17 protein-coding genes are annotated in these 17685 nt (G+C 43.9%); 12 read left to right on the forward strand and 5 right to left on the reverse strand.

All coding sequences use genetic code 11. The annotated features are described in order from the left end of the window. The first annotated feature begins 6 nt into the window (after positions 1 to 6). On the forward strand, positions 7 to 543 hold the full coding sequence (locus ACPW7J_RS00560) for a GNAT family N-acetyltransferase (RefSeq protein WP_425755845.1): 537 nt from the start codon (positions 7 to 9) through the stop codon (positions 541 to 543). A gap of 75 nt (positions 544 to 618) precedes the next feature. Here the strand turns inward: ACPW7J_RS00560 and aroB are convergent, their stop codons facing one another. Together aroB and aroF are read right to left on the reverse strand one after the other, a co-directional pair. Continuing rightward, on the reverse strand, positions 619 to 1668 hold the full coding sequence (aroB, locus tag ACPW7J_RS00565; RefSeq protein WP_425755847.1) for a 3-dehydroquinate synthase: 1050 nt from the start codon (positions 1666 to 1668) through the stop codon (positions 619 to 621). Then, on the reverse strand, positions 1640 to 2458 hold the full coding sequence (gene aroF, locus ACPW7J_RS00570) for a 3-deoxy-7-phosphoheptulonate synthase (protein ID WP_425755849.1): 819 nt from the start codon (positions 2456 to 2458) through the stop codon (positions 1640 to 1642). Before aroF ends, aroB begins: the two co-directional genes overlap by 29 nt. A 235-nt stretch (positions 2459 to 2693) precedes the next feature. Between aroF and ACPW7J_RS00575 the strand changes: the two genes are divergently transcribed. The 7 genes from ACPW7J_RS00575 (at position 2694) to ACPW7J_RS00605 (ending at position 11707) form a co-directional block, all read left to right on the forward strand. Beyond that, on the forward strand, positions 2694 to 3335 hold the full coding sequence (locus tag ACPW7J_RS00575) for an ElyC/SanA/YdcF family protein (protein ID WP_161874004.1): 642 nt from the start codon (positions 2694 to 2696) through the stop codon (positions 3333 to 3335). Positions 3336 to 3341: 6 nt separating this feature from the next. Continuing rightward, a complete protein-coding gene (locus ACPW7J_RS00580; RefSeq protein WP_425755851.1) occupies positions 3342 to 3887 on the forward strand; it encodes a putative ABC transporter permease in 546 nt (181 codons plus the stop codon). A 47-nt stretch (positions 3888 to 3934) separates the two neighbouring features. After that, entirely contained in the window at positions 3935 to 5080 is a 1146-nt protein-coding gene (locus ACPW7J_RS00585) for an aminotransferase class V-fold PLP-dependent enzyme (protein WP_425755853.1), read from the forward strand. 115 nt (positions 5081 to 5195) lie between these two features. Next, positions 5196 to 5801, forward strand: a complete 606-nt coding sequence (locus tag ACPW7J_RS00590; RefSeq protein WP_425755855.1) for a TetR/AcrR family transcriptional regulator — start codon at positions 5196 to 5198, stop codon at positions 5799 to 5801. 3 nt (positions 5802 to 5804) lie between these two features. Further along, complete coding sequence (locus ACPW7J_RS00595) at positions 5805 to 9299, forward strand: efflux RND transporter permease subunit (RefSeq protein ID WP_425755857.1); 3495 nt, start codon at positions 5805 to 5807, stop codon at positions 9297 to 9299. 19 nt (positions 9300 to 9318) lie between these two features. Continuing rightward, positions 9319 to 10764: a monomeric [FeFe] hydrogenase gene (locus tag ACPW7J_RS00600; RefSeq protein ID WP_424960121.1), complete on the forward strand. Its 1446-nt coding sequence runs from the start codon at positions 9319 to 9321 to the stop codon at positions 10762 to 10764. A gap of 361 nt (positions 10765 to 11125) precedes the next feature. Next, positions 11126 to 11707, forward strand: coding sequence for a 5-formyltetrahydrofolate cyclo-ligase (locus ACPW7J_RS00605; RefSeq protein ID WP_425755859.1), 582 nt, complete (start codon positions 11126 to 11128; stop codon positions 11705 to 11707). 60 nt (positions 11708 to 11767) lie between these two features. On the opposite strand, the gene alr is transcribed toward ACPW7J_RS00605, so the two are convergent. Beyond that, positions 11768 to 12886 carry an alanine racemase gene (gene alr, locus ACPW7J_RS00610; RefSeq protein WP_425755861.1) on the reverse strand — a complete coding sequence of 373 codons (1119 nt, stop codon included), beginning with the start codon at positions 12884 to 12886 and terminating at the stop codon, positions 11768 to 11770. After that, the gene (locus tag ACPW7J_RS00615; protein ID WP_425755863.1) at positions 12886 to 14088 is read right to left on the reverse strand and encodes a M20 metallopeptidase family protein; all 1203 of its coding nucleotides are present in this window, start codon (positions 14086 to 14088) and stop codon (positions 12886 to 12888) included. The genes alr and ACPW7J_RS00615 overlap by 1 nt, the downstream gene beginning before the upstream one ends. Positions 14089 to 14219: 131 nt before the next feature. On the opposite strand from ACPW7J_RS00615, the gene ACPW7J_RS00620 reads away from it, so the two are divergent. From ACPW7J_RS00620 to ACPW7J_RS00635, 4 genes are all read left to right on the forward strand, one after another. Then, a complete protein-coding gene (locus tag ACPW7J_RS00620) occupies positions 14220 to 14384 on the forward strand; it encodes a hypothetical protein (protein WP_424960117.1) in 165 nt (54 codons plus the stop codon). Between the two features lie 301 nt (positions 14385 to 14685). After that, a complete protein-coding gene (locus ACPW7J_RS00625) occupies positions 14686 to 15402 on the forward strand; it encodes a nucleoside recognition domain-containing protein (protein ID WP_425755865.1) in 717 nt (238 codons plus the stop codon). 12 nt (positions 15403 to 15414) lie between these two features. After that, complete coding sequence (locus ACPW7J_RS00630; RefSeq protein ID WP_161873994.1) at positions 15415 to 15948, forward strand: nucleoside recognition domain-containing protein; 534 nt, start codon at positions 15415 to 15417, stop codon at positions 15946 to 15948. 103 nt (positions 15949 to 16051) lie between these two features. After that, positions 16052 to 16444 (forward strand): hypothetical protein, encoded by a 393-nt coding sequence (locus ACPW7J_RS00635; protein WP_161873993.1) that lies wholly within the window; start codon positions 16052 to 16054, stop codon positions 16442 to 16444. A 50-nt stretch (positions 16445 to 16494) separates the two neighbouring features. On the opposite strand, the gene ACPW7J_RS00640 is transcribed toward ACPW7J_RS00635, so the two are convergent. Next, a complete protein-coding gene (locus ACPW7J_RS00640) occupies positions 16495 to 17685 on the reverse strand; it encodes a coenzyme F420-0:L-glutamate ligase (RefSeq protein WP_161873992.1) in 1191 nt (396 codons plus the stop codon).

Raw genomic sequence — 17685 nt, forward strand, 5'->3', positions numbered from 1 at the left:
CGGATCATGAAAACGCTGGAAACAGAAAGACTGAATTTAACTATGTTTACAATGAATGACGCGCAGGAGCTGTACGATTACGCGAAGAATCCTAATGTCGGGCCTCATGCCGGTTGGGCCCCGCACAAAAGTCCAGAGGAATCCGCAGAAATTATCCGAAGTCTTTTGATTCCTACGGAAGCGTGGGCTATTCGGGTAAAGGGTGAAGGAAAAGTCGTTGGGATTATCAGTCTGGAGCCGGATCGTCTCAGACCTGATGCAGACAGCAGAGAGCTAGGCTATAATCTGGCCGAGGATCACTGGGGTCATGGATATATGACAGAGGCGGCAAAAGAAGTTCTTAGGTTTGCTTTTTGCGAGCTGCACTTAAAGCAGGTGGGTATTTGTACCAGCAAAGTAAACTTCCGATCCCAAAGAATTATTGAAAAATGTGGGTTTGTCTATGAAGGGACGCTTCGTAGGACTTATTTGACCTATGATGGCAGCTTGCGTGATTCCATGGTGTTTTCCATTTTAAAAGAAGAATGGGAAGATAAACATTGACGGAATAATAAAAAGGACAATCGTATGTGTCGTTATCTGACGCGATTGTCCTTTTTTAATATCACTTAAATGAAGTTAAGCATCTTCCAGTCCCAATTGGACGAATTGCTTTAACTCAGATAAAGAAATTTTTTGCAGACGGCATTTTCCTATTGACTCTGGAATAACCATGGAAATTTTATCACCGCAGATTTTTTTATCCATTAAAGCGAATCGGTAAAGCTCCTCGGCGGAATAACCGATCGAAAGGTCAAAGCCAAGTCCGCTCAGTAGATTTGAAAGCTCTGGTGCAATATTGGTATCGGTTAATCCCATTCTGTATGCAGCGCGTGATTCAACGATAAGACCCTTTGCCACAGCTTGTCCATGAGAAACAGAAAAGGTGCTTAGCTTCTCAATACCGTGGCCTACTGTATGACCAAAATTAAGAAGCTGACGCAATCCCATATCTCTTTCATCTGCTTCTACTACGGATTTTTTAATTGAAACGCACCGTTCAATTACGTATTCGTAATCTTCCTCCTGAATTTTTGGAATCAAAGAGGATTCAGAAATCACAGCACATTTAACTGCCTCTGCTACGCCGTCCTGCAGCTTGATAGAAGGGAGACTGTCAAATGTTTTGTAATCACAGAGAACCAATGAAGGCTGCCAGAAGGCGCCTGCCAGGTTTTTTCCGCATAATAGATTGATACCCGTTTTTCCACCTACAGAAGCATCAATTGCTGACATATAGGTGGTTGGAATCTGTACATAGGAAATCCCCCGCATATAAGTTGCAGCGACAAATCCCGCCATGTCTCCGACAACCCCGCCGCCCAGAGCGACGATTGCATCTGAACGTGTTAGTCCTTCATCGGCCATAGATTCAAGAATATTGGAATAGGTAGTTAAATTCTTTGAATGCTCGCCGGATGGGAAAACGATTTTAGACGTTTGATATCCCGCTTCCATCAGGGAAGTCATGATGACTTGCGCATAAGCCCTGTTTACAGTACTGTCCGTGATGACGCAAATGCGGCACGGAGAAATACATTGCCGGATATAATTTCCGGCATCCTTGATAATATCCTTACCGATGATAATCTCGTAAGGCTTATCTGTGGATACAACGAATTTTTTCATAATCTCTTGCTCCTGATACTAACTGAGAGAAGGCGTTTGGCGAAAGAGCCTGGGCGCTGTCGCATAAGGCAGAAGCCGGATCATTGTGCACCTCTATAAGAAGACCGTCGCAACCGGCGGCTATTGCCGCCAGGCCTACGGGGGTGACCAGCGAAGAAATCCCAGTTGCATGACTAGGATCTGCGATAACAGGTAAATGTGTTTTCTGTTTCAGCAATGGGATCGCATTGATGTCAAACGTAAATCGAGATGATGACTCAAAGGTCCGAATACCTCTCTCACACAAGATAACGTTGGGATTTCCCTCTTTTAGAATATACTCTGCGCTGTAAAGCAGTTCGTCTATGGTGTTGCCTGCGCCTCGCTTTAGCAGGACGGGTTTATTATTGCGGCCTAGAGCTGTCAGCAAAGAGAAATTCTGCATATTTTTTGCGCCTACCTGAATGATGTCAATATCCTCAAAGAGCATAAGATCAGCGGCGTCCATAATTTCCGAGATGACCGGTAATCCTACTGCACGACCGGCTTCAACCAGATAGGAAAGTCCCTCCTCGCCAAGTCCCGAAAAGGTATATGGTGACGTACGTGGTTTGAAAGCGCCGCCGCGAAGAACCTGCGCTCCTGCGGCTTTTACTGCGTAGGCAGTAGCCAGAAGCTGTTCTCTGGATTCAATCGCGCAGGGACCCGCCATAATCGTCAGACTGCCGTTGCCTATGGACAGGTCTTTTTTTCCGCCAATATGAATCACCGTGTCTTGGGGGTGAGATTTTTTTGAAGTCAGCATTTCCATAATACATTCCTTTTGACAGATAGAAATCCATGCGTTAAAGTAAATACAAGTATTTCTATTATAACATATTAGTGAAAAATTTGCAAAAAGTAACTATTGCTTTTTCTTAACAGGTCGTTTAAACTAATTTAAAGGATAAGCTTATGAAATATGAGGGGTGAGGAATATTAAAAAACTGATCAAGAGATGCATTCTTCTAGCTGTTGCAATAGCCGCAGCAGGAGGTGTTATTGGTATGACTATTAATAATCATATCGTTCAATCACAGAAACAGAATATTTTGTGCGCGATCACAGAAGAAAAAGAGGACTTTAGTATTTCCGAAACCAATGAACTGAAAAGTCTGAATGCAGATTGTATTATGGTTCTTGGCGCCGGCATACGAGATGATGAAACACCTACCCCCATGCTAAAGGATCGGCTAGACACAGGAATCAGACTTTATGAACTGGGTACAGCGCCGAAGCTGCTTTTGACAGGAGATAATGGACAAGTAGGGCATAATGAAATTCATGTCATGCTGAATTACGTGAAAAAGGCCGGTGTGCCTGAGGAGGATATCTTTTGTGATCATGCAGGATTCTCTACTTACGATTCTATGTATAGAGCACAGAGTATCTTTGGAGCGGAGAGGTTGATTGTGGTCACGCAGACGTATCATGAATACAGGGCGCTTTACGTCGGCGAAAAGCTGGGACTTACAGTGAAAGGCGTTGCGGCTGACCAGATGAAATACCGGGGACAGGCGGCACGCGAAATTCGAGAGGTACTTGCCCGTGTTAAGGATTTTTTAAAGGTAATGGCTAAACCGGAATCAGAACTAGGCGGAGAAGCAATTCCTATAAACGGAAATGGTTTGATCACCCATGGAGAATAAATAAAGATGGAGTATCAATTATATGAGCTGCTGCTTTTTTTCGCTTTGTACAGTATTTTAGGATGGGCGGCAGACAGATGTATTTTTGCTTTGCGGAGAAGAAAGGGAGGAAGGGGTTTGTGTAAAGGCCCTTATATGCCTGCCTTTGGCGCGGCGGCTCTCCTCCTTATTTCCTGGAGTGAGCCGGCGGCAAGAGAAGTAGCCGCATGGCTTGGAACGGATTTGAATATGGATTTACCGGCGGCAGCTCTATGCGGCATGGCTTCCGGCGCAGTGTGCGCTTTTGTTGTTGCTGTTTTAGTACGATTAGCAAGTGGAAAGAGTCTTGTCCACGTAAGTTTCAGTGATGTATTGCTGTGGATGACAGGAGGAATTCTTGTTATCATGGGACTGCAGCCTCTTTTAGCAGCTATAGCACGGTGGATTAACCCATGGGTTCACATGATATTTATGATAATTTTTTACATGCAGTTTGCTGGTGATTGCATTGATGGAATTGCCGGCCTGTTTAAATATAGAAGAAGGCGCACCCTTTCAAAGGAAAGAGAATAAGATATAGGAGGACGTTTAGGTCCTCCATTTTCTTTTGAGAGGTGAAAATGATGATATATCTGGATAACAGCGCAACTTCTTTTCCGAAACCTGCCGGCCTGACGGCTGAAATGGGGGACTGCATGGAACGCTATTGCGGTAATCCCGGCCGCTCCGGACACGATATGTCTATGTTAACCGGTGAAAAAGTATATCGAGCCAGGAAAACAGTAGCTGAGATTTTTCATATTACAGATCCCAGCCGACTGGTCTTTACTAAGAATACAACCGAAAGTCTGAATATGGCTTTCATGGGTTTACTGCAAGACGGAGATCATGTCGTTACGACATCGATGGAGCATAATTCTGTGCTTCGTCCCTTGGAATATCTTCGAGCAAAGGGTGTCAGTCATACGATTGTCGACGGCAGCAGCGAAGGATATGTCAATGCAGAGGACATTGAGGCTGCCATCACCGAAGATACGCGGCTGGTGGCAGTAACGGGAGCATCTAATGTTACAGGTACAATTCAACCGCTTGATGAGATCGGAAGGATTTGTGCGCGGCATCAGATCCCATTTCTGGTGGATGCAGCCCAGTTAGCAGGCTGTAGTGAAATAGATGTAGAAAAGTTAGGTATATCCCTGCTTGCTTTTCCGGGACACAAGGGACTTCTGGGACCGCTGGGTACAGGTTGTCTTTATGTAGATCCAGCCATTCAGCTTCAGCCCCTATTGTATGGAGGCACTGGAACTGAATCCAGAAGTCGGATTCAGCCACAGGAGTTTCCAGAGGGATATGAAGCAGGAACTGTTAACGCGCCGGGAATTATCGGGTTAGGTTATGCCGTACGGATGCTTAGGAAGGTGGGCATAGAAACTGTCGAATTGTATGAACGAGAATTGATTGGATACTTTGACGAGATGATACAGAATATGGACTTCATTGATCTTTACGGTCCGGTGCCGGAGGGAAAAACAGGAATCAGTCTATTTAATGTAAGAGGTGTTGAGTGTGAAGAAGTAGCCGCACAGCTAAATAAGGATTATGGGATCGCTGTGCGCAGTGGTTATCACTGTGCGGGTCTGGCGCATAAGACTATTGGTACTTGGGATACGGGAGCAGTTCGTCTTTCCGTAGGGCCCTTTAATACGCGACGGGATTTACGGGCTGCGGCAGAAGCAATTTGGAAAATAGGGAAAAGACGCCGCTAAAAACGACAGGAAAGGAAAACTTTCGTTGACATATGACACCCTGTCATGTATACTGAAACATGACATGACAAGGTGTCATTTTTGTGTGAAAAAAATAAACAAAGGAGGCATTTTTATGCCAAAAGACACATATTACAATCTATCGGATGAAAAGCGTCTTCGAATTTTTAATGCCGCGGTGGATGAATTGATCCGCGTGCCGTTCAGTGAAATCTCGATTAATCAGATTATCCAGAACGCCGGAATTTCCAGAGGTAGCTTTTATCAGTATTTTGTGGATAAGCACGATTTAATTCAATATGTGTTAGCTGATTATGTGGCTCAATTTATTGAAACGGTGAGAATCCATTTGAGAAATGCAGAAGGCAATGTTTTCGATGGATTTGTATCGTTGTTTCGAGCTATGATTGAAATAGCACAGGATAAAGCAGTCCGGCGGGCTTTGGGCAATCTGATTTCGGAAGCTGGAGGCAAAGGGTGCAGCTACGATTATGCTATGAGCATCCAAAGAGAGATTATCAGTCTTTTAGTTAAAGAAGCGGATAGAAGCAGATTATTACTGGAGGATGAGGTTTCTGTCTACAGGATGATTCGTGTGCTCTTTGTTATCATGAAGGAAGCAGCAGGGGAATGTCTTCATGATTTTCAAAGAGCGGAAATAGTTTTTAATGAGTTTGTAGAAACTCTTAATATCTTAAGGGAGAAAGTGGAAAGGAGATAATGCATGTCAAAGTATAGCGTAAAGAAACCATTTACAGTATTTGTAGCAGTTGTTTTGATTCTGGTTACGGGGATCGTGTCATATACAAAGATGACGCCGGATCTGTTTCCAAATATCGACATGCCGTATGTTATTGTTATGACACCGTATCCGGGCGCTACGCCGGAAAAGGTAGAAGGCAGCGTGACCAAGCCGATGGAACAGACGCTGGCCACATTAAGTGATATAAAGGAGATCCAGTCGATTTCAAATTCTAATTACTCTATGGTGGTATTGGAGTTTGAAAACAGCGTCAATATGGATACCGTATCTTCTGATATACTGCAGAAGATCAATTTAGTTAGCGGAAGCTGGGAAGATATAGTGGGAACTCCGACCATTATGAAATTGAATCCAAATATGATACCGGTCAATGTAGCGGCGGTAAATTATGAGGGAAAAGACAGAAGTCAATTATCCGCTTTTGTCAGCGATACGTTGCAGAATCAGCTGGAGGGCACTGCCGGCGTTGCCAGTATTACTGCTTCTGGCGTGCTGAAGGAACAGGTTAATGTTGTGATCAGCCAGAAAAAGATCGATAAGATCAATCAGAAGATACTGGCAAGTATCGATAGCCAGCTTGCTGACGCGCAGAACAAGCTCAACGGACAGAAAGCTAAAATAGCTGACGGAAAAAGTCAAATAGAAAAGCAGAAAAAGAAATTAGAAGATGGTAAGAAACAGCTTGCAGAAGGTAAAAAGCAGCTTAATTCGGCGAAGGAGCAGCTTGAAGCGAGCAAAGACCTTCTGCCGCCGGAGCAGTATGCAGCGCAGGCCGCCGTACTGGATGAAAACAGCAAGAAGCTGGCGGCTACGGAAAAGCAGTTAAAAGAAGGGGAAAAAAAGCTAAACGATACTAACCAGAAATTAAACGATGCATCCAGCCAACTGAATAAAGCGCAGTCTCAGATGGATGTACAGGCAGCACAAGCCAGAAAAAGCGCGGATATTGGAGAAAGTATTACGACCGAAATGATTTCTGGGATTCTTAAAGGACAAAATTTCTCCATGCCGGCTGGATATATTGAAGAGGAAGGCTCTAATTATTTAGTCAGTGTGGGCGATAATATTTCCACGGAAAAGCAGGCAGGGAATCTGTTTCTCTTTGATTCTGGCGTAGATACTGTGGGTAAAGTATATTTGAAGGATGTCGCAGATGTATTTATCAGTGATAATGCCGGAGAGTTGTATGCAAAGATAAATGGAGAGGATGGCGTGGTGCTTTCCTTCTCTAAGCAGTCTAATTATGCTACGGCCGATGTCTGTGAAAGCATACAGGATAAGTTTGATGAACTGACGAAGGAATATGAGGGTCTGCAATTTACCACCTTGATGAATCAGGGAGATTACATACATTTGGTAGTGGATTCTATTATAAGCAGCTTGCTCTGGGGGGCGCTGTTCGCGGTAGTAATTTTATTCCTGTTTCTGCGCAGTATTAAACCGACTGTCATTACTATCTGCAGTATTCCGATCAGCCTAGTTTTTGCTGTTCTGTTAATGTACTTTTCCGGAATATCCATTAACCTGATTTCTATGTCCGGATTAGCAGTGTCTGTAGGGATGCTGGTAGATAATTCAGTAGTTGTCATAGAGAATACAGTCCGTCTGCGGAGACAGGGAGCGACTGCGGCGCAAGCGGCGGTTGCAGGAGCGAAACAGGTTGGCGCTGCTATTACAGCGTCTACCTTGACTACAATTTGCGTTTTTGTACCGATTATTTTTACAGATGGCTTGACGAGACAATTGTTTACTGATATGGCGCTGACTGTGGCATATACGTTAATAGCCAGCTTGATCGTAGCGATGACACTGGTGCCGGCATTGTCGTCTAAATTGTTGAAGAACATCAAGACGGAGGAAAGCAAGCTGTACAGATCTCTTATTGATAAGTATCAGATATCACTTCGGCTGGTATTGCGCCATAAGGCTCCGGTGCTTTTGTTGGCGGTTGCCCTATTAGTTGGAAGTGTGTACTTCAGTTTAGCAAAAGGCTTTATCTTTATGCCAGAGATGAGTTCGCCGCAGCTACAGGCTACTCTAGAGATGCCAAAGGGCGCTAGCCTGGAAGAAACGAAGGAGCAGGCAGACGAGGCCTTAAACAGAATTAAGGGAATAAAAGAAATTGAGACAGTAGGCGCAATGCTGTCTACTGGAGGCATGGGAGGTATGGGAGGAAGTTCCCAGGCGTCTGTATCTCTATATATTATGTTGGATGAAAAAATGGAAAGAACCAGCAATGATATTGCTGAGGATGTCAATAAGCGGTGTGAAGATATGCAGGCGGAGGTAAAAGCTTCCGGATCGTCAATGGGCGATTTTTCCGCGGCTATGGGAGGAAGCGGTGTTTCTATTAACGTTTACAGCGCAGATTTAGATCATCTGCAACAAACCGCAAAGGACATTAGCAAAAAACTGTTGGACGTAGCAGGTATCGAATCCGTTGAGAGCGGTGTTCAGGATTCTGACAAGGAGTATCATTTTACAGTAAAGAAAACTGCCGCTATGAAAAAGGGATTGACAGTAGCGCAGGTTTATGCCGCCATTGTAGACGCTATGACATATGAGGATACGGCTACTACAGTAACATGGCAGGATAACGAATATGATGTTGTAGTTTCCAGTCAGCAGAAGGATGCGCTTTCTACAAAGGATTTGAGAGATTTGACACTGGAAATTCAAGGCGCGAATGGAAAGACACAGCAAGTAAAGCTCAGTGATATCGCTGAGCTGGAGGAAAAAGAGACATTAAAAGCTATAAACCGCGATAATCAGAGTCGCTATCTGACTGTAACAGGAACATTGAAACAGGGGTATAATATTACAAGGGTCACTTCTGCCGCTGAAGAAGCTTTGAAGGATTACGACCTTCCTGAAGGAACGAAGTTTGAATTCTCAGGAGAAAACGAGAGTATCATGGAAGCTATGGGTGACTTGGTATTGATGTTGCTCCTGGGTATCGTGTTCGTATATTTAATTATGGTAGCACAGTTCCAATCATTAAAATCACCGTTTATTATTATGTTTACGATTCCGCTGGCATTTACCGGAGGTTTGCTGGCTCTCCTGATTTTTGGCAAGGAGATCAGCGTAATCGCTATGATCGGTATGGTCATGCTGACGGGCATTATCGTTAATAACGGCATCGTACTGGTGGATTATATTAATCAGCTGAGAGCTTCGGGCATGGCTAAAAAGGATGCTATTGTAGAGGCGGGAATGACTCGTATGCGCCCGATTTTGATGACTTCATTGACTACGATTTTGGGGCTTATCGTTATGGCCTTCGGAAATTCAGCCGGAACTGATATGATGCAGCCAGTGGCGTTGGTATGTATCGGCGGATTAGTTTATGCAACTTTGCTAACCCTCTATATTGTGCCAGTGATTTATGATATAATGAACAGAGAAAAGTATCATTACGTCTCAGATGAGGATTTAGAATTAAACATGATATAAATTTGAGGAGGAAACTATATTGAAATTATTTGACAACAAAGTGCAGGAGACCAAATACAATGTCTTGCGTGAAGTTGCCATCCAGACGTGGAAGGGTAACGATGTGTTTGCCGAGTTTAATGAAGTGGCAAGCAAAATTATTCCTAAGGATGAACCGCCTCAGCGGTGTTGTATCTATAAGGATAGAGCAGTGGTAGCGGATCGTATGCGCCTTGCTATCGGTGGAAGCAGAAAGAATAATCATGTAGTACAGGTTATTGATATTGCTTGCGATGAGTGTCCGGAGGCGGGATATGTAGTAACAGACCTTTGTCGCGGATGCCTGGCGCACGGATGTGTAGAAGCATGTAAACTTCATGCGATCTCCATTGATGAAAACCATCACGCTAAAATAGACAAAAATAAGTGTGTTGACTGTGGACGATGTGCCAAGGCATGTTCTTACAGCGCAATTCATAACTTTCAGCGGCCTTGTGAAATTGCCTGCAAGGTAGGAGCTATTTCCATGGGACCAGGCGGTGAAGCGCATATCGATTATGATAAATGTATCAGCTGCGGTTCTTGTGTTTATCATTGTCCTTTTGGAGCGACGGTAGATGTATCCAGTATCGTGGATGTAATTAACTGTTTAAAGGAAAGCACACGGAGGGATTCTAATAATCCAACAATTGCTATCGTGGCGCCGTCTATTGGCAGCCAGTTCTTATATGCAAATTTAGGCCAGGTTATTACTGGTATTCACAAATTGGGATTTGCAGAAGTGTTGGAAGTAGCGCTGGGAGCTGATATGGTTGCTACAAAGGAAGCGCAGGAATTGGTGGAAAAGGGTTTTCTTACGTCCTCTTGTTGCCCAGCCTTTGTTAAATACATAGAAACGAAATTTCCTGAACTAACAGATAAGATTTCTCATAATCTTTCTCCTATGGCAGAGCTGGCGAAGTTTGTAAGGGAAGGACATCCTGAGTGTACGATTGTCTTTATAGGGCCATGCATTGCGAAGAAAGCGGAGGTTCGTAAGGAAGGAATCAGTAAATATGTAGATTACGCTATTACTTTTGAGGAACTGCAGGCGTTATTTGACAGTAAGGATATTATTTTAAAGGATCAGGAGGAAACGGAGTGGAATCAGGCTTCTTATTACGGAAGAATCTTTGCACGTTCTGGAGGATTGGCAACGGCTGTAACGCAGGCGTTGAAGGAAATGGACATAACTGATTTTGAGTTTAATCCGATCGTTTGCGATGGTATCGAAAAGTGCAAGGTAGCTCTGATGCGTGCGAATAAAGGCGTGTTGCCGAACAACTTCATTGAAGGTATGGCCTGTGTAGGAGGCTGTGTGGGAGGCAGCGGAAATCTTGTGCGCTATGAGGATGCTCCTGAGCAGTTTGAGGATCACACAGAGGATGCTACGGCTACAGGTATTTTAGAGAATGTAAAGAAAACGAAAAATATCAACATTTTCTAATCTGATCAAAAGTTTTTTTGCACGCGCAGCATTTAGCTGTTTCTCGTAAAATGTTGCGTGAGTTCACTAAAAAACGCAGATTTTATCCGCTTTTTAGAAAATATTGCGTTTTGTCAGGTAGTAAAGATGATTTTCCGCAACATTTTATATAAAATTAGATGAATGTTGCGTTTAAAGGGTTTCTGCTATAAAAATCGCGCAACTGTTCTCTAAAATTTTTTAAAAAGCTGCACGTTATAAAAGCAGAACACAACAGGATACAAGAAATGCCCCGATAGCTGCGCGTAATATATTTATGGCGCAACAATTTGATAAAAATAATTAAATGTTGCAAGTCAGACGTTGATGAATAGGATATAAAATGGAGAGAGATGCACTGCGAAAGGAAAAGATAAGAGCACGAAACAGTTTAACACCTATAGAGAGAAAAGCTCTGTCAAACCGAATCTCATGCCGAATTGCTGGATCGGAGGAATTTCGCAGAGCAGAAACTATTTTACTTTACAAAGGCGTGCGGGGTGAGGTGCGACTGGATCTACTGGAAGAAATGGCAAGCAAAGCAGGAAAGCGTTTGTCTTATCCATTGTGTATAGAATCCGGAGAAATGATTGCTCTTATTCCGGAGGATGAGACGGCCTGGAAGAAGGGGAGCTTTGGAATTCTGGAACCGGTACGCCAACGCGCAGTTTTGATCGCGCCGCAAAGTATAGACTTGGTCTTATGTCCTTGTACGGTATTTGACAGATTTTGTGGACGCATGGGCATGGGAGGCGGTTACTATGATCGGTATTTACCGATGTGTGAAAATGCTTGTATTGCAGCCGTTGCCTTTGAGGTACAGAGGGCTGCCGAAGCGCCGATGGAATCATGGGATCGGCCTATGGATATGGTATTTACAGAAGCGAAATGCTATATCGCAGATGGCGGCCGTTATAATGAATAGAAGAAAGTGATAAATAAAATAACTCCTGTTTTTTCGGAAAAGGCAGGAGTTATTTTTGATTTATTTTACATATATGCGCGGCGGCCTTGCCATGATGCGGGCAATAATATCGTTTTTGTTGGTCTGTGCCAGTTTGGATGCTTCCTCTATGGTCATAGAGCCATCGTTTCCGTCGCCATAGATGATGGCTTCCATTCCTTCGCGGACTTCCGGAACATCAGTAACATCGGCCATACATTGATCCATGCAGATAACGCCGATGATAGGAACTTTTTTTCCATTAATTATGACATATCCCTTATCTCGCAGATTACGAGGGTAACCGTCGGCGTAACCAAAAGGCAGGGTTGCGATGATACTGTCCTTTACAGCTTTCCAGAGATAATCATAGCTGACGCCTTCACCAGCAGGAATTCGGTGGAGCTGGGAGATCGCTGTGCGGAAGGTGAGCGCTTGCTTTACTGGAAGATGGCCTTTTTGAAATCCGATCATACCGTATAAAAGAGCGCCTGGTCGAATCATATTCAGTCGATACTGAGGATAATCCACACAGGCAATGCTGTCGGCGAGATGCTTGTAGCGGAAGTTACATCCTCGATTCTCCAGTTGCTCGATAAATTTGATGAAAAGTGAGTACTGCGCTTCATCTTCTGCTTCACCAGATAGAGCCAGATGACTGAAAATACCTTCTATTTCCAGGCCTTCCAGCTGAAACATCCGGTGGATTTCATCAGCAAATGCCGGAGAAGGAATTTGCCCCAGGCGATGAAATCCGGTATCAACCTTGATGTGGACTTTTGCTTTTTTGCCTGATTTACAGGCAGCTGCGGACAAAAGCTCTGCCTGACGGAGAGAAAAAATTGTCTGAGTAATATTGTTTTCTACAACATAGTGAAGCAAACGGTCTGGCGTGTGTCCCAGAATGAACAGAGGATAATCAGGATAGGCATTTCTAAGCTCCATAGCTTCTGTCAAAGTAGCCACGGCCAGGTAAACTGCTCCGTTTTCTATGAGAACAGGTGCGATCTGAACTGCGCCGTGCCCATAACCGTTGGCTTTGATTACTGGCATGACTGCCACATCAGGTCCGGCCATTTCCCGAATCAGCGACATGTTTTCTGCAATTTTATCAAGATTAACCTTTACATAGGTGTCTCGAAGAATATCATTTGTCTCCATTAGATATCTTCCTCCTCAAAGATTTTCAATATAGCGGCGACCTGTGTTAAGATGCCGGTACGAATACATTCTTCATCCGGGCAAAAGAGATCACTGTGAATTGGATGCGCATCCTTTTCTCCCGGTTTACGAGCGCCGATATTGTAGTAAAGTCCTTTACTGCTATGACAGAAGAACGCAAAGTCATCTGCACCGAGGCTTGGTTTTTTGGTCAGTTTGACATGTTCTGCGCCTAAGATTTCTTTGGCAGAATCCATCACCCACTTCAACAATTGATCGTCGTTTTCAAGGGTGGGATAACCGTTGGAAGCGAATTCTACTTCACAGGAAGCTCCGAAAGCAGCCGCGGTATTGTGACAAAGGTCAGCCAGATAGGTTTTAATGTTGGCCATGGATTTCATGTCCAGGGTTCTGATTGTACCGCAAAATATTGCTTCTCCGGAGATGACGTTTTCCTTGACGCCACTGTTAAATTTGCCGACTGTAATCAGCACTGAATCTGTAGGGTCCATACGTCTTGTCAGGATAGATTGCAGACTGGTGACCATTGTACAGGCAGGGAGCAAAGCGTCTATGCCGTCAGTTGGATGAGCGCCATGACACGATTTTCCAATAACTCGTACTTGAAATTCGCAGCAGGCGGCGTTCATTGCACCGGGGATAAACTCTACACTACCTGCATCAGTACCTGTATCTACATGAAGTCCCAGGACACTGGATATTTTTGGATTTTCAAGACAACCCGCATCAATCATTTGACGGGCGCCGCCAATAGTTTCCTCTGAAGGCTGAAAGAATAAGCGGACGCTGGCAGGAAGCTGATCCTGCATTTTCAGCAAAACTTTTGCAGTGCCTAAAAGAATAGCTGTATGAATATCGTGGCCGCAGGCATGCATAATACCGGTATTTTGAGATTTAAATGGGATTTCAACCTTTTCAGTAACAGGGAGCGCGTCTATATCCGCGCGGATGCCGACACCACGACTGCGGTCTTTTCCGTAAATAACCGCAGAGATGCCGTTGCCTGCGATATTGGATTCGAAGGGAATGCCAAGAGCTTGTAATTGCAATTGGATTAGCCGGGCCGTCTCTGTTTCGTGTTCGGAAAGTTCCGGATGCATATGGAGCTGGCGGCGGAAGGAGACCGCCTCATCGAAGACGCTGTCCACTGCAGCCAGTAGTTGTTTTTTGTCGTAATTCATAGGTACCTCCTAATATATGTATAGTATAATGCAAAATTCATGCCGAGGGAATGGGGAATGTCAGAAGAACTCTTGCTTTTTTAAAAATTTTCGTATATAATGCCAGTATATCTTCAGAAAGGAAAATTTGTATGACTAAAATTCTTGGACTTATCATTATCGTCGCATCTTTTATCTTTGTTTTAAAAGCTCCGGATAAGAGCCTGATGGATAGATTGTTAGAGAGAAAAAGAACGAAGATGCCGCAGGAGGCAGAGGAATCGCAGAAAGAACCTAAGGATTCGGATCTTATGTAAAAACAATATTGGGATAAATCTGGCTGCAATTAGGATATCCCGTATATTTTTTGTATTTTTTGGCTTCGCCTGTTATCAATCGACAATTCGGGCGGGGCTTTTTGTTTGAAGAAATCATTTAATTTTATAGATTAGAATAGATTCTTATTGCTGTAGAGATTGCGGAAAAATTTACGACCTAACGATAACGTGGTTAAGAAAGAGAGCATAACCGCATACAATAGCAGGGTCAGGAGAATGGAATGTTTTTATTCCTGAATTATATCTTTTGTGCGATACATTTATAAGGGGGGTATTTTTTATGATGAACTATATCTGGGTTGCGCTTGCTGTTGTTGCGGTTATCGCCGGCGGTGTGACCGGAACAATGGATGCTGTACTCAATAATATTTTTGAATTTGCGGAAACGGCGGTGGATATCGCGTTGGATCTGATTGGTATTATGGCGTTTTTCTGCGGTTTGATGAAGGTCATGGAACAGGCGGGGCTCTGCGATAAATTGGGCAGAGCGATCGCACCGGTCATGAGGCTATTGTTTCCGGATGTACCGGCAGATCATCCTGCGAATTCTGCCATGGCGCTGTATTTCGCAGCAAACATTCTTGGGATTGGAAATGCGGCGACACCGTTTGGCTTGAAAGCAATGCAGGAGCTTCAAACGCTGAATCCAACAAAAAGTATTGCAACTAACGCACAGTGCATGCTGATGGCAATTTCAACTACATCGATCACCCTGATTCCAGTAACCGCTATTGCCCTTCGTGCCAGCGTGCAGACAGAAGGTTCAGCGGAAATTATTGCGCCGGTCATTATTGCAACTACAATATCTACTGTAACGGGAGTATTTTTCACTATCGTGTTTCAGAAGGTGAAAAGATGGAAATGGGAAAATGTAATCGAGAAGGAAATTGCTGCGGGTACATTGGAAATTAATGAGGATTATATCGGTGATAATCCGATTGTACTTCCAGAAGGCTATCATTCAGTTTATGAAAATGATAAAAAGGTTTCATGGTAAGGAGGTAAGAATATGACAGCAGTATTAGAAACAATATCCATTTGGGCAATTCCGATCGTAGTGGCAGTCGTTGTTTTGTATGCAATTATTAAGAAAGTTCCCGTGTATTCGGCATTTACAGAGGGCGCTAAGGAAGGATTTTCAACCGTTGTGATGATTATTCCTTACTTGGTTACTATGCTTTGCTGTATCGGCATGTTCAGAGCTTCTGGCGCAATGGATTGGCTATGTGATTTATTGGCGCCGTTAACAAATCTGATCAGAATGCCAGCAGAGGTTCTGCCAATGGGTATCATGCGTTCCTTTTCCGGTGGTGCGGCTGAGAGTATGATGGCAGATTTGTTGTCTCAGTATGGTACACAGTCCCAGATTGGGCGTATCGCGTCCGTAGCATTGGGCTCTACGGAGACTACTTTTTACATAGTGGCAGTTTATTTCGGTTCTGTAGGCGTCAGTAACACCAGGCATTCCATTGCTGCCGGCCTGTTAGGAGACTTGGCCTCCTTGATCGCTGCTACAGTTATCGTAAATGTTATGTGGTTCTAAACAAAGCGTTTACAGAGGTTGACAACAAAGAGAATCCGGAGTAGGATGTAATTAAATATTAAAACCTTCGGCGCTTTTACACATCATAGAGGGAGACACAGTAATGGCTGGATTTGAACGAAACGAGAATACTCTTTACAGTATACCTCTGCGTTTTGCAGAATTGAAATTAAAATATTGCCCGCTCTGCGGAGAAAAAGAACCGAAATGGTTGCTGAAAGAGGAATGGAAGCTGCTGGGTAAGCAATATCATTTTAAATGTCCGGCTTGCGGAAGTATTCTGCAGGTTAGTCAGGACGATGTAACTGGACTATCCTTTACCACGAATACCCTGGCTGGACAGATGAAAAAATATAAAGGCAAGGATAATAAAAAAGTGTATGTCACTGTAGAAAAGATCAGTCTTGCTGTTCGTACACCAGAGAATATGGCGCTGGAAGGAGCAGAGGCTACATTAGAAGAATTGATGGAAAAGGGCATGAAGTCAGAGAAGTGAATAAAAAGCCTCCGTTTTGACAGCGGAGGCTTTTAAACATTTATAGGGAATTACTTTGTATAGTTGTCGAAATATCCTTGAATATAGATAAATGGAGTACCCTTGTCTCCGCTGCCGCTGGTCAGATCGCATAAAGAACCGATCAGATCGGTGAGACGACGCGGGGTAGTACCCTGTGCGACCATGGAATCGCCGAGTTCGGCATCTTTATTCCTTATGTAGTCGCTGATTGCTTCTTTCAACGCATCCCCCTTCAGGTCAGAGAATTCGTTGTCTGCCAGATATTTTAGCTTCACTTCGTTTGGAGTTCCTTCAAGACCGCTGGTATAACCAGGAGATACAACAGGATCTGCCAGTTCCCAGATTTTGCCTACAGGATCTTTGAAAGCGCCGTCGCCGTAGACCATCACTTCTACTGTTTTTCCGGTTAGGACATTCAGCTTCTTCTGAATTCCGTCTACAAATTCCTGACAGTGAATTGGAAACAGCTTTATGGAATTCTCCGTAGATTTGTTAGAACCTAACAGACCATATTTATCGTTATAACCGCTGCCGTCAACGCTTGCAGTTAAAATATCATCCATACCGCATACGACCTCTGCTCCTGCTTCTTTCAACAGACGCTTTGTTCTGACGCGGGTATGAATATCGCAGGTCAAAATGTTTTTAGTGTAATTTAAAATGGTGCGAGGATTATTGGAGAAAATGACTTCGGCTTCAGCGCCCTCTTCCTCGATAATACCCTTGTAATAGTTTACGTAATCCATACCAGTGAAGGTGTGTTTGGATTTGCCAAACAGGGATTCAAACTGTTCCTGCGTCAGCATATCGGAATACGGATTTATACCTTTTTCGTCCAACAGATCGATATCTACTAAATGGTTGCCTACCTCATCGGATGGATAGCTAAGCATGAGAACAATCTTCTTTGCTCCCCGCGCGATGCCGCGCAGACAAATCGCAAAACGGTTTCTGCTGAGAATCGGGAAGATAACGCCAATGGTTTCGCCGCCCAGCTTAGCTTTTACGTCCGCTGCGATCTGATCCTTTGTCGCGTAGTTGGCCTGCGATCTAGCTAAGATTGATTCTGTTACCGCCAGTACGTCCTTGTCCTGAATAGTAAATTCACCGGCTTTTGCAGCCTCCATAACGGTATCGATAACGATTTGGCTTAAGTCGTCGCCCTCTTTGATGATAGGGGCTCTCAGTCCTCTGGATACTGTTCCTACAATTCTTTCCAT

The sequence above is a fragment of the Ihubacter sp. rT4E-8 genome (genome assembly GCF_049852125.1).
Lineage (GTDB): Bacteria > Bacillota > Clostridia > Peptostreptococcales > Anaerovoracaceae > Senimuribacter.